The organism is Streptococcus pasteurianus (assembly GCF_004843545.1).
GTDB lineage: Bacteria > Bacillota > Bacilli > Lactobacillales > Streptococcaceae > Streptococcus > Streptococcus pasteurianus.
Genome location: NZ_CP039457.1, coordinates 270788 through 283581, shown reverse-complemented (window position 1 = coordinate 283581; position 12794 = coordinate 270788). Strand labels below are relative to the sequence as shown.

The window sequence follows — 12794 nt, the reverse complement described above, 5'->3', positions numbered from 1 at the left end:
AAGCTTTTAGCTTGAAGAGTGTTAATCTGTTTTAATGATTATTTGCTATTTTCAATCGCTGCTGTCACAAAGGCTGTGTAAAGCTCTTCTGGACGGTTTGGACGACTTTGAAGTTCTGGGTGATATTGAGCAGCCACGAAGAATTTTTTCTCTGGCAATTCAACAACTTCCATCAAGCGGTTATCTGGCGATACACCTGAGAAAACAAAACCTGCTTCTTCAAATTGGTCACGGAATTTAGTATTGAATTCGTAACGGTGACGGTGACGACGTTGAACAACTTCTTGATTGTTATAAGCTTGTGCTGCACGTGAACCTGGTTTTAATTTACATGGGTAAAGCCCAAGGCGAAGTGTTCCACCCATATCTTCGATATCAATTTGGTCACGCATAATATCAATAATTGGGTATTTAGTATCCGGAGCAAGCTCAGCTGAATTTGCACCTTCCAAGTTCAATACGTTACGAGCGAATTCCACACAAGTCAATTGCATACCAAGACAGATACCAAGCATTGGCACGTCTTTTTCACGCGCATAGCGGATTGCTTCAATTTTACCTTCTGTCCCACGTTGACCAAATCCACCTGGGACAATGATACCATCAGCATCACCAAGCATTTCTTCAACATTGTCAGCCGTAAGATCATTGGCATTAACCCATTTAAGATCAACAGCCACATCATTAACATAACCTGAATGTTTAAGAGCTTCGACAACTGAAAGGTAAGCGTCTGGCAATTCAACATATTTACCAACAAGAGCAATCTTAGTTGATTTTTTAAGATTCATAATCTTATCAACCATTGTAGACCATTCTGACATATCCGCTTTTGGCACATCCAATTTCAAGTGGTCACAAACGATTTGATCCATGTTTTGAGCTTGCATGTTAAGTGGAATTTGATAAATATGATCCACGTCAAGTGACTCAATAACAGCTTCTGGAGCAACATCACAGAATTGTGCCAACTTATTTTTAATGTTTTGACCAGCTGGTTTTTCTGTACGGATAACCAACATATTAGGTTGAATACCAAGACCACGCAATTCTTTAACAGAATGTTGTGTGGGTTTAGTTTTCATTTCACCAGCAGCTTTAAGGTATGGAAGAAGCGTTGTGTGGATGTACATAACATTATCAGCACCAACATCTGCTTTCATTTGACGAAGGGCTTCAAGGAATGGAAGACTTTCAATATCACCAACTGTACCACCAACTTCTGTGATGATAACGTCAGAATCAGTTGTTGTCGCGGCACGTTTGATTTTTTCTTTCAAAGCGTCTGTGATGTGTGGAATAACTTGGACAGTTGCACCAAGATATTCACCTTTACGTTCTTTACGAAGAACTTCGCTATAAATTTTACCAGTTGTTACGTTAGAATATTTGTTAAGGTTGATGTCAATAAAACGTTCATAGTGACCAAGGTCAAGGTCAGTTTCAGCACCATCGTCTGTCACGTAAACTTCACCGTGTTGATAGGGGCTCATTGTACCTGGGTCAATGTTAATATAAGGGTCAAATTTTTGGATAGTTACTTTAAGACCGCGATTTTTCAAAAGACGACCAAGACTTGCAGCCACGATTCCCTTACCGATAGAAGAAACAACACCACCAGTAACAAAAATATACTTAGTCATTAAATAAAACTCCTTTTAAATAAAATGATAGCAAACGATAAGTGCTTGAAGATTAAGAATAACAACAAATCAAAACATCCGTAAGATATTTGATAAAAAAGTAAATAAACATTTACTTTTAGGAAAACAAAAATAGCTCCCTAAAAAGTTAGGGAGCTTTCATACGACCTCTAAAAAAGAGGTGCCCGAATAATAATATAAACTATCCTGTGGCGTTTGTCAAATGATAATTGACAACTTTTTTTAATTTAGTAAAAAACTAATGCTGGTGACTACTCTTCGTCTAAATCATCGTCTTCGTCGTCTTCTTCGTTGATGTCAACTTCTTCATCCAAATCTTCATCTGGAATAATTTCGTTGATTTCTGAATCGTATGACTCAACTTCTGATTTTTCGTCATCTGGATTTTCTTCATCGTATTCTAAATCAGATGATTCAGGTGTGAAATCTTCATCTTCTGGATCATCATCTGAATAATCAATGGCATCTTCATCACCATCCATGAAGGCATTAACACGTTTTGGTTTGCGTTTTGGTGCTCCATTTTCATCTTCTTCAAGAGTGATGATTTCTTCGTCAATTTCATCAATAGCATACCATGAACGGAGCCCCCATTTGTTATCCCCAAGTGGAATAAAACTTCCGTCAACGTTCAATGCAGAATAAAAATATGGCAATGCTTCACGAATTTCTGCATCTGATTTTTCAAGGTAGTTTTGGATCTCATTCACAAGATCGCTGAAATACATTTCATGATCACGTCCACGTTCTTCTAAAATCGCACGGGCAACTTCAATCATTGAAAGTTCGCTTTTTTCTTGTCCAGCAAATACTTCTAATTCCAAGGTAGTTCTCCTTATTATTTAGGATATGAGCAAATAGCCACAAAAACCCTATTGTCTTAATTTTCGTCATTCTCTATTTTACGCTAATTTTATCAATTCGTCAAAAGATTTATAAGAATTTCTGATAAAGGGCATAAAAAGCCAAGTAATCTATTGATTACCTGACTTTATAACTATTTATCTAAGATAAATTATTTTACTTTAGCAGTGCTTGTGACAACGTCAACAGCTTTCTTCATAGCGATGTCGTGTTTAAGCATGTCAGCTGAAAGAAGATTACGAACTTGTTCAACTTCCATGTTGTATTCTGAAGCAAGGTCGTTGATTTCTTTTTCGATTTCTTCGTCAGAAGCTTCAAATCCTTCAGCTTTAGCGATAGCTTCGATAACAAGGTTAGTTTTAACACGTTTGTCAGCGTCAGCTTCGTATTGTTTGTGAAGGTCTTCTTCAGTTGTACCAGTCAATTGGAAGTACATTTCTGGAGAGATACCTTGACGTTGCATGTTGCCCATGAATTCGTTCATAGCACGGTGCACTTCGTCATGTACCATTTCTTCTGGCAATTCAACGATTTCAGCGTTAGCAACTGCCAATTCAAGTGCAGCACCTTCAACAGCATCATCGTATGCAATTTCTTTAGCTGCTTCAAGCTCTTTACGGTATTTAGCTTTCAATTCGTCAAGAGTTTCAACTTCTTCGTCGATGTCTTTAGCTAATTCGTCGTCAAGAGCTGGAACTTCTTTAGCTTTAACTTCATGAACAGTTGTTACAAATTTAGCGTCTTTACCAGCGAGATCTTCTGCTTGGTAGTCTTCTGGGAATGTTACGTTAACATCAACAGTTTCACCAGCTTTAGCACCTACTAATTGATCTTCGAAACCAGGGATGAATTGACCTGAACCAAGTTCAAGCGAGAAGTTATCACCTTTACCACCGTCAAATTCAACACCGTCAACTGAACCTACGAAGTCAATAACAACTGTATCGCCAAGTTCTGCAGCATCTTCTTTGATGATAAGTTCAGCAAGGTTGTTGCGTTCGCGTTCAACTTTTTCGTCAACTTCAGCATCAGTTACTTCTTTTGTAGCTTCAACTGAAACTTCAAGGTCTTTATAGACACCAAGTTTTACTTCTGGTTTTGTAACAACTTCTGCAGTCAATGTCCATTCTTGACCTTTTTCCATTGATTGGATGTCAATTTTTGGTTGAGCAACAACATCAAGGCTAAGTTCAGCAACTGCTGCTTCGTATGCTGCTGGAAGAATGGCGTTCAAAGCATCTTCGTAAAGTGCTTCTTCACCAAATTTTTGGTTAAATACGGCACGTGGCATGTGTCCTTTACGGAATCCAGGTGCGTTTAAATTTTTCTTAACTTTGTTGAAAGCTTGATCAAGAGCTGGTTGGATTTTATCTTGATCAATTGTGAATGTAATCACGCCACGGTTAGTAGCTTTGTTTTCAAATGATACCGACATGAAGTCATTTCTCCTTAAAATTTTATATACAGTTTAGTTTACCATATTTTACAGGCTTTTAAAAGTTTTTTGTGTAAAAATCCTAGGTCAATCGCCACTCTATTTGCGAAATGGCTACGTATTAAACCGGATCTTAATGACACTGCGGTCAACTTTTCTCATTTTACTGTCCTACATAAAAATTTTGGAAATTCTTAATTTAGATTAAACACTTGCTTGCTATTCGTTTTTTTAATAAACTAAGGGTATGAATATTATCTCTAAATATCTCGAACAATTACAAATCGAACAAATCGCTGTGGATCTTATTTCTAAGGCGGTTTCATTGATACTTCTTTTTCTATTTTTCTTAATTATAAAGCGTGTTGCTGATTTTATTTTTAAACATGCGGTAGAAAAATCAATTACGCTTTCGCGCCAAACGGAAGCTCGCCAAAAGACAATCAGCAAACTTTTGCACAACATCATGAGCTACACCATCTACTTTTTCCTACTTTATTGGGTGTTGAGTATTCTTGGTGTTCCAGTTTCTAGTTTATTGGCTGGTGCTGGTCTTGCTGGGGTCGCTATTGGGCTTGGTGCACAAGGCTTTTTAACTGACGTGGTTAACGGATTCTTTATTCTTCTTGAAAATCAATTTGAAGTCGGTGATTCTGTCGTTATTGGAACAGTTGAAGGAAATATTTCAAGCGTCGGTATTCGTACCACACAAATTCGCGGTTTCGACGGAACACTTCATTTCATTCCTAATCGTAATATTACTGTTGTTTCTAACAAATCACGTGGTGATATGCGTGTTCAGATTGATATTCCAATCTACGCTCACACAGACTTAGAAAAAATCTCAAATATCATTAAGACGATCAACAAAGAACAGCTACCATCTTATCCTGAAATCGTTGGTAGTCCAACCATTTTAGGACCACGTACAAATAGCACTGCACAACTTGTTTTCCGTGTTGATATTTTCGTGCAAAATGGCAAACAAAGTTACATTTATTCTAACTTTTACCGTCTTTACCAAGAAGCGCTTTTGGAAAATGACATTGCATTGCCAACGATGTATGCCAACCCGACACTTACAAAATAGACTATTATATCATAAAAGAGGACGCCAACCGTCCTCTTTATTTATTTTTAAAATTTTCGAATTGGGTCTGATGTATAAGTTGCACGCGCGCCACCAATTAATTTTGGTCGGCTCGCTAAAGCAGTCACATGAGCGCCGCCCAATTCTCGTTGGACTGGGATTAACGGTACTTGTACGCGCTTGACATGCATACCAATAAAGGTATCTCCAATGTCTAGCCCAGCATGTGCCACGATTTCTTCAACCTCGACAGGATCTTGCATGAACTTGAAAGCAGCAACTTGTCCACTTCCGCCCGCATGCAGATTTGGAATGACATTAACTATTTCTAATTCTTTTTTCTCAGCTAATTCGCGTTCGACCGTCAAAGCACGATTTAAATGTTCACAACCTTGTACAGCTAGATAAATCCCACGCTCCTTCAACACCTCTAAAATCATCTTAACAATCACTTCACCGATTTCAGCACTGCTATTTTTCCCAATCAAACCACCTGAAACCTCGCTTGAGGACAAGCCAAGAACAAAAATTTGACCTTTTTTAATAGCAGAGCGTTCAACAATATCAATCACAATAGCACGTGTTTGCTTTTCTAATTCTTGTAGGTTCATGTCAATCCTCCTTTTACTTCATTATACACTAATGTTTTTCAAAACGCAGATAAGCAAGATAGACAAGGTAACCAACAAACATTCCAAAGAAATTTTGTAAAACATTTCCTAAAATACCTGCCCAAGCAGCACCCAAGCCATACCCCAACAGCAAGGCGGCTACAAAATACCAGCCAATCATTGAAACACTAGCTAGTACAAGACCGAGAATACGTTTTTTCCCATTCCAACCTGCAAAAAATCCTTGTGCCCCATGTGCAATCAGACTATGAAACATATATTGTGGATAGCCCAGCAAAAGGTCAATAAGAAAGCCAGATAAGCCACCGACAATTGCTCCAGATTTTGAACCTAAATAATAAGCAGTAAAATAAATTCCAACATCTAACAAGGTCAAATAACCTGTTGGGGTTGGAACATGAATGTAAGCCAAAACAACACTCAAAGCTGTCAAAACAGCCATTAAGGTTAAGTCACGCGTATTAGTTTTCTTCATAATTTTGTTTCACTCCATATTGGTCTGAATGACGAATCGCTTGATAAACGAACTCTTTAGATTGTTCAACAGCAGCTTTGGCAGACTTTCCAAGTACTAATTGGCTTGCAATGCTTGAAGCAAATGTACAACCAGCACCGATATTATTATTTTCAAGGACAGGCGTCTCAAAAACAGTCACGTTTTCACCGTCGTAAAAAACGTCAATCGCTTTTTCCTTACTTAATCGGTTACCACCTTTAACAACCACGTTTTTCGCTCCTAACTGGTGCAATTTTTTCGCCGCAGCTTTCATATCATCCAAAGTTTTGATTGAGGTTTGGGTCAACAGCTCAGCTTCTACCAAATTCGGCGTGATAATGGTCACATATGGAAAAAATTTCAAGAGTTCATCACGAAGCGCTGAAACTTCAACATCATGTTTTTCTTTACAAACCAAAACTGGGTCAAGAACAATTGGAATTCCAACGTGCGATTCAACGAATTCAAGTGCTAAATCAGCAACTTTCACGTTTGGCAACAAACCAAGTTTTATCCCTGAAAAAGGAACATCTTTGAGACTATTTAATTGGTGAGAAAAAACTGTTTCATCTGTCGCAAAGACATCAAATCCATTTTCTGTCAATGCCGTTAAGCAAGTTACCGCTAGAAAACCATGCAAGTGATTGGTTGTATAGGTCGCCAAATCAGCATAAAGACCACCGCCACTAAAAATATCATTTCCTGAAATGGCTAAAATGTACTTATTCGTCATAATTAATCTCCTTTAAATAAAGACCATTCCCCGCTGCCGTAGGGCCTGCTAAATCACGATTTTTCGACTCTAAAACCGTCTTAATCTGACTAACTGGCATACGACCATTACCGATTTTCAACAAGGTTCCAACCATATTGCGTACTTGCTTGTAAAGAAAGCCATTGCCACTGAATGTAAACACAAAGAAACCTGTTTTGTCATCAATAGCAACTGTTGCTCGCGTAATCGTGCGAACTTTATTTTCAACAGAAGTCCCAGAAGCCGTGAAACCTGTAAAATCATGTGTCCCTACCAAATCCTTAATGGCTTCTTGCATACTTGTCAAATCTAGGGGATAAGGATAATGCGTCGCATAATGTCGCATCATTGGATTTTTTGGTCGCCCAGCATCTACTAAAAACTCATAAGTCTTGCTGTGCTTATTGTAACGGGCATGAAACTCATCACTGACTTGCTCGACTTTCACCACATCTATATCTTCTGGAGACTGCGTATCCAAACCAAATCGTAATTTTTCCACATCACGCGCCTGTGGCAAATCAAAATGTACGACCTGTCCATAAGCATGCACCCCTGAATCTGTACGACCAGCACCATGCACTTTAACTGGATTACCACTATTTAATTTCTGTAATGTTTTTTCTAATTCTTCCTGAACAGAACGCTCACTCGGCTGTCGTTGAAAGCCAGCAAAAAGCCTACCGTCATAGGAAATCGTTGCTTTATATCTTACCATGAGTGTATTTTATCATCTTAACAAAAGACTTTCCAGAAAATTTAGAACAAACTGTCCCCATACAGAATTTTACATAAAAAAGAGATTGGAAATGTTAGTTTCCAATCTCTGTGAGAGTTTATTCACCGTCAAAGGCGTCTTTCATTTTGTTAAAGAATCCTTTTTTCTTAGGATTAACAACTTTATCACCACCTGCTGCTGCGAAGTTTTTAAGCGCTTCGACTTGAGCATCATTAAGTTTAGTTGGTGTTACGATATTGACGGTTACATGTTGGTCTCCTTGACCTCCACCACGCAATTTCGGAGCACCTTTACCTTTGAGGCGGAATGTCTTACCAGTTTGTGTTCCAGCTGGGATTGTCATTTCAACATCACCATGCACCGTTGGCACTTCGACAGTATCACCAAGAGCTGCTTGAACAAAGCTAATATTCATGTTGTAGTAAATGGTTGAGCCATTACGTTCAAATTGCTTACTTGGTAAAACATTGATAATAACGAAGAGGTCACCATAAGGCCCGCCGTTAAAGCCTGCTTCACCTTGACCTTGCAAGCGAATTTGTTGACCAGTTTCAACACCTGCTGGAATCTTAACAGATACTTTATGAGTTTTCCTTTCATGACCAGTACCATGACAAGTGTGACAAGGTTCTTTAATTTCTTTACCTGTACCATGGCAAACATCACAAGTTACTTGACGACGCATCATACCAAGAGGTGTCTGTGTATCAACATTAATAACTCCTGAACCATGACAACGACTACATGTTACGGGACTAGTTCCAGATTTAGCGCCTGTACCAGAACATGTTGAACAAGTTGATTCACGGTTATAAGCCACTTCTTTTTTAACACCAAAAACGGCCTCTTCAAAACTCAAATTCACACGATATTGAAGATCATCACCTTGACGTGGTGCATTGGGATTGCGCATACCCCCGCCACCACCGAAAAAGCTTGAGAAGATATCTTCAAAACCACCAAAGCCAGCACCGTCGAAACCGCCAAATCCACCAGCTCCGCCACCGAATCCGCCATTAGATCCCGCAGCACCATATTGGTCATAGGCGGCACGTTTTTGCTCATCACTTAGTGTTTCATAAGCCTCTTGAACTTCTTTGTACTTTTCTTCAGCACCAGGTTCTTTGTTAATATCTGGGTGGTACTTCTTCGACATTTTTCGATAAGCTTTTTTAATCTCATCTTGCGAAGCGTCTTTAGAAACACCCAAACGATCGTAAAATTCTGTATTGTTCATAATTATGATATTAAGCCGTTAAGCGACTCAAAGAAAAATAGGAAACTTTCCCGACGATACTTGCATCTAGGTAAAGTTTATCTTTTTTCATAGAGTCGTAGGCGTATTCAAATATATAAAATAACTTTTACGCCTTTTCAGCCCGTGTTCATTTCTGAACACTTTCCTTTCTTTATCATTAAAAAGGTTATTCAAAATAATTCTATGGTTTCTCTATTTATCCAAAAACAGAGGTTGATATTTTCGCAACCTCTGAATTTTATAATTTACCAAGAAAAAATCACACTAAACTTACCAAAATAAGTAAATAGTCAAATATATTCTTGATAATCATGATGAATTATTTTTCAGTAAACTCACCGTCAACAACGTCATCACCATTGTTTGATGAATCAGTTGATTGTGTACCTTCAGCACCTGCTTGGGCTTGTTGTGCAGCTGCAGCTTGTTCGTACAATTTCACAGCAAGAGCTTGAGCTTTTTCGTTAAGAGCTTCAAGTTTAGATTTCATATCTTCAAGATTGTTAGCTTCTTGAGCAGCTTTCAATTCATCAAGAGCAGATTGAGCAGCATCACGTTCTGTATCAAAGCCTTTGCCTTCTGTTTCTTTGAGTGTTTTTTCTGTTGCAAAGATAGCTTGATCAACTTCGTTACGAAGGTCAACTTCTTCTTTACGTTTAGCATCAGCTTCTGCGTTAGCTTCTGCATCTTTCATCATTTTTTCAATTTCTTCATCAGTCAAACCAGAGTTAGATTGAATAACGATGTGTTGTTCTTTTTGAGTACCAAGGTCTTTAGCTTTAACAGACACGATACCGTTTTTGTCAATATCAAATGTTACTTCGATTTGAGGGATACCACGAGGTGCAGCTGGAATATCAGTCAATTGGAAACGACCAAGAGTTTTGTTATCAGCAGCCATTGGACGTTCACCTTGAAGAACGTGGATATCTACGGCTGGTTGGTTATCAGCAGCCGTTGAGAACACTTGTGATTTAGATGTCGGGATAGTTGTGTTACGGTCAATAAGTTTTGTAAATACACCACCCATAGTTTCAATACCAAGTGACAATGGAGTAACGTCAAGAAGAACGACATCTTTAACATCACCAGTGATAACACCACCTTGGATAGCAGCACCCATAGCAACTACTTCGTCAGGGTTAACAGATTTGTTTGGTTCTTTACCAGTTTCAGCTTTAACAGCTTCGACAACGGCAGGAATACGTGTTGAACCACCAACAAGGATAACTTCATCGATTTCAGAGATTGAAAGACCAGCATCTGACAAAGCTTGACGAACTGGAGTTTTAGTACGTTCAACAAGGTCACGAGTCAAATCATCAAATTTAGCACGAGTAAGGCTTGTTTCCAAGTGAAGAGGTCCAGCAGCTCCAGCAGTGATGAATGGAAGTGAAATTTGTGTTTGAGTCACACCTGAAAGGTCTTTTTTAGCTTTTTCAGCAGCATCTTTCAAACGTTGAAGAGCCATTTTATCTTGGCTAAGGTCTACGCCATTTTCGTTCTTGAAGTCAGCAACTAACCAATCAATAATTTTTTGGTCGAAGTCGTCACCACCAAGTTTGTTATCACCTGCTGTTGCAAGTACGTCAAAGACACCGTCACCAAGTTCAAGAATAGAAACGTCAAATGTACCACCACCAAGGTCAAATACTAAGATTTTTTCATCTTTATCAGTTTTATCAAGACCGTATGCAAGAGCGGCTGCAGTTGGTTCGTTAACGATACGTTCTACTTCAAGACCAGCGATTTTACCAGCATCTTTTGTTGCTTGACGTTGAGCATCGTTGAAGTATGCAGGAACTGTGATAACAGCTTTTGTTACTTTTTCACCAAGGTAATCTTCAGCATAACCTTTAAGGTATTGAAGAATCATTGCTGAGATTTCTTGTGGAGTGTATTCTTTACCATTTGCAGATACTTTTTCAGAAGTACCCATTTTAGATTTGATAGAAATAACTGTATCTGGGTTGGTTACTGCTTGACGTTTAGCAGCGTCACCAACGATGATTTCACCGTTTTTGAATGAAACAACTGAAGGAGTTGTACGGTTACCTTCTGGATTTGCAATAATTTTTGATTCAGTTCCTTCAAGAACTGCAACGGCTGAGTTTGTTGTACCTAAGTCAATACCAATAATTTTAGACATATTTTATCCCTCTTTTTATGATTTATCTTTTTTACTTTCAGTTATAGTTTTACGACATTGCGGTCAAGTCTTTGCTAACGATTAGCTGTAAACAACAACCATAGCTGGACGCAATAGACGTTCGTGAAGTTTGTAACCCTTTTGAAGCACTTGAGCAATGCTATCTGCAGGATGTTCTTCATCAGCTGGAAGAGTTTGAACTGCCATATGTAAGTTGTGGTCAAAGTTTTCAACAACCACTTCTTCAACACCTTCTTCGTTAAGCGCACGAATCAAGCTATCACGTGTCATTTCAAGACCTTTTTTCACATCATCTGTCAATCCTTCAACAGCAAGTGCTCTTTCCAAATTATCCAAACTTGGTAAGATTGCTTTGGCTAAATCTTGTGAACGATATTTTTGCAATTGCTGACGTTCTTCATTAGCGCGACGTTGAATGTTTTGCATTTCAGCATGAGCACGAAGGTATTTATTTTCAAAATCTTCCGCACGCTCAAGTGCTTTTTGCAATTCTTCATTTTGAGCATCTTCTTGAGGCTGCTCTTCTACTTTTTCTTCAGTCACAACATCAGTGGCTTCAACTTCTTCTTGAAGTTCTTCGTTTTTAGTTTCTTCTGACACTGTGTCCCTCCCCTATCTTTTTTATCAATTTAATTACTAAACTTAGTTGACCTCGTAATGATTACTATTGAGGTAACGATAATAATCACCAAGTTTCATCGCCAAAACACGCCCGATAACATTTACCAAGCTAACGCTTCTGCGATAATCCATATCAATCGGACCAATCAAGCTAAGAAGCCCAAATCCACGATAAGGAATCAGAAACTTATGTGTCAAAACAGTCACATTAGCTAGTGCTACTTCTTGACTATCTGCAACCTGAACAGTCGCAATCTCATCTTCTTTCATTGAGGAACGAAGAGCAAATGCGACCCTTTGGTCATTATCTAAGAAACGATATGTTTCCAGATTAGCATAATCAAGTGAATTAACCTTACCAGCCACAAAAACCAATTCTTTAAACAATTCTGCGAAAATATAGTCGAACAAACCTAATACATTGTCTGTCACCGTAAAATATTTTTGTAAAATCTGCGGAATCTCTGTTCGTAACTTATAATGAATATCCAACACCGTTCGTCCAAGCAAACGTTCATCGACGATTTCTTTCAAAGTTACCAAGTCTTTCAACATAAAATTTTTAGGAATGGCAAATTGAATTGTCGCAGGTTTGGATTCATCCAAGGTTAAAACAGCTAGAGCATCATGACTCGATAGTTGAACAATGTCGAAAGCTGTAAGTTTTTGACGAGCTGGCTCAACATCCAAAATCACTGACGTGTAACCAGTCATATCAGCCAAAACCTGACTTGCTTTTTGTAGAATATCATCAAGCTTAAAAGCTTCAAAATCAAAAGCTTTGACGACCTGATAAATATCACGTTCATTGATACTATCAAGACTCAATGAATGCTCAACAAAATATTTGAAACCAGCAGTACTTGGCATTCGTCCACTTGACGTATGAGCCTTTTCAAGTAATCCCAACTTTTCTAGCTTCGCCATATCGTTACGAATCGTTGCACTACTCGAGTCAATGGTTGCCTGTAAAGTCCTAGAGCCGACAGGTTCATGCGTCTGCGTAAATAATTCGATAATCAAATTCAAAATATCACTTTGACGTTGAGTAATCATAACCTCGCTCCTTTC

General features: G+C 38.4%; 12 protein-coding genes. 1 reads left to right on the top strand and 11 read right to left on the bottom strand.

All coding sequences use genetic code 11. The annotated features are described in order from the left end of the window. Window positions 1-38: 38 nt before the first annotated feature. The 3 genes from E8M05_RS01675 to tig form a co-directional block, all read right to left on the bottom strand. A complete protein-coding gene (locus E8M05_RS01675) occupies window positions 39-1643 on the bottom strand; it encodes a CTP synthase (protein WP_003063241.1) in 1605 nt (534 codons plus the stop codon). Window positions 1644-1915: 272 nt separating this feature from the next. Next, entirely contained in the window at window positions 1916-2488 is a 573-nt protein-coding gene (rpoE, locus tag E8M05_RS01670) for a DNA-directed RNA polymerase subunit delta (protein WP_003063238.1), read from the bottom strand. Window positions 2489-2679: 191 nt separating this feature from the next. Continuing rightward, on the bottom strand, window positions 2680-3963 hold the full coding sequence (gene tig / locus E8M05_RS01665; protein WP_003063235.1) for a trigger factor: 1284 nt from the start codon (window positions 3961-3963) through the stop codon (window positions 2680-2682). A 247-nt stretch (window positions 3964-4210) separates the two neighbouring features. Between tig and E8M05_RS01660 the strand changes: the two genes are divergently transcribed. After that, window positions 4211-5053: a mechanosensitive ion channel family protein gene (locus tag E8M05_RS01660; RefSeq protein WP_003063231.1), complete on the top strand. Its 843-nt coding sequence runs from the start codon at window positions 4211-4213 to the stop codon at window positions 5051-5053. 47 nt (window positions 5054-5100) lie between these two features. Here the strand turns inward: E8M05_RS01660 and E8M05_RS01655 are convergent, their stop codons facing one another. The 8 genes from E8M05_RS01655 to hrcA all read right to left on the bottom strand — a co-directional run bounded on the left by E8M05_RS01655 (window position 5101) and on the right by hrcA (window position 12779). Further along, window positions 5101-5664, bottom strand: a complete 564-nt coding sequence (locus tag E8M05_RS01655) for a TIGR01440 family protein (RefSeq protein WP_003063227.1) — start codon at window positions 5662-5664, stop codon at window positions 5101-5103. 28 nt (window positions 5665-5692) lie between these two features. Beyond that, the gene (locus E8M05_RS01650) at window positions 5693-6160 is read right to left on the bottom strand and encodes an ECF transporter S component (RefSeq protein ID WP_003063224.1); all 468 of its coding nucleotides are present in this window, start codon (window positions 6158-6160) and stop codon (window positions 5693-5695) included. Next, window positions 6147-6914, bottom strand: coding sequence for a bifunctional hydroxymethylpyrimidine kinase/phosphomethylpyrimidine kinase (locus E8M05_RS01645; protein ID WP_003063221.1), 768 nt, complete (start codon window positions 6912-6914; stop codon window positions 6147-6149). The genes E8M05_RS01650 and E8M05_RS01645 overlap by 14 nt, the downstream gene beginning before the upstream one ends. Continuing rightward, entirely contained in the window at window positions 6904-7653 is a 750-nt protein-coding gene (gene truA / locus E8M05_RS01640) for a tRNA pseudouridine(38-40) synthase TruA (RefSeq protein WP_003063219.1), read from the bottom strand. Before truA ends, E8M05_RS01645 begins: the two co-directional genes overlap by 11 nt. Before the next feature lie 118 nt (window positions 7654-7771). Next, a complete protein-coding gene (dnaJ, locus tag E8M05_RS01635; RefSeq protein WP_013851454.1) occupies window positions 7772-8911 on the bottom strand; it encodes a molecular chaperone DnaJ in 1140 nt (379 codons plus the stop codon). A gap of 340 nt (window positions 8912-9251) precedes the next feature. Beyond that, complete coding sequence (dnaK, locus tag E8M05_RS01630; RefSeq protein WP_003063215.1) at window positions 9252-11081, bottom strand: molecular chaperone DnaK; 1830 nt, start codon at window positions 11079-11081, stop codon at window positions 9252-9254. An 81-nt stretch (window positions 11082-11162) separates the two neighbouring features. After that, window positions 11163-11702 (bottom strand): nucleotide exchange factor GrpE, encoded by a 540-nt coding sequence (gene grpE, locus E8M05_RS01625; protein ID WP_003063213.1) that lies wholly within the window; start codon window positions 11700-11702, stop codon window positions 11163-11165. A 42-nt stretch (window positions 11703-11744) separates the two neighbouring features. Then, entirely contained in the window at window positions 11745-12779 is a 1035-nt protein-coding gene (hrcA, locus tag E8M05_RS01620; RefSeq protein WP_013851453.1) for a heat-inducible transcriptional repressor HrcA, read from the bottom strand. Between the last annotated feature and the right edge of the window lie 15 nt (window positions 12780-12794).

Excerpts from the sequence above, each read along its gene's own strand:
- E8M05_RS01675 (WP_003063241.1), bottom strand. The coding sequence starts at position 1,643 with ATGACTAAGTATATTTTTGTTACTGGTGGTGTTGTTTCTTCTATCGGT.
- tig (WP_003063235.1), bottom strand. The coding sequence starts at position 3,963 with ATGTCGGTATCATTTGAAAACAAAGCTACTAACCGTGGCGTGATTACA.
- E8M05_RS01660 (WP_003063231.1), top strand. The coding sequence starts at position 4,211 with ATGAATATTATCTCTAAATATCTCGAACAATTACAAATCGAACAAATC.
- E8M05_RS01655 (WP_003063227.1), bottom strand. The coding sequence starts at position 5,664 with ATGAACCTACAAGAATTAGAAAAGCAAACACGTGCTATTGTGATTGAT.
- E8M05_RS01650 (WP_003063224.1), bottom strand. The coding sequence starts at position 6,160 with ATGAAGAAAACTAATACGCGTGACTTAACCTTAATGGCTGTTTTGACA.
- E8M05_RS01645 (WP_003063221.1), bottom strand. The coding sequence starts at position 6,914 with ATGACGAATAAGTACATTTTAGCCATTTCAGGAAATGATATTTTTAGT.
- truA (WP_003063219.1), bottom strand. The coding sequence starts at position 7,653 with ATGGTAAGATATAAAGCAACGATTTCCTATGACGGTAGGCTTTTTGCT.
- dnaJ (WP_013851454.1), bottom strand. The coding sequence starts at position 8,911 with ATGAACAATACAGAATTTTACGATCGTTTGGGTGTTTCTAAAGACGCT.
- dnaK (WP_003063215.1), bottom strand. The coding sequence starts at position 11,081 with ATGTCTAAAATTATTGGTATTGACTTAGGTACAACAAACTCAGCCGTT.
- hrcA (WP_013851453.1), bottom strand. The coding sequence starts at position 12,779 with ATGATTACTCAACGTCAAAGTGATATTTTGAATTTGATTATCGAATTA.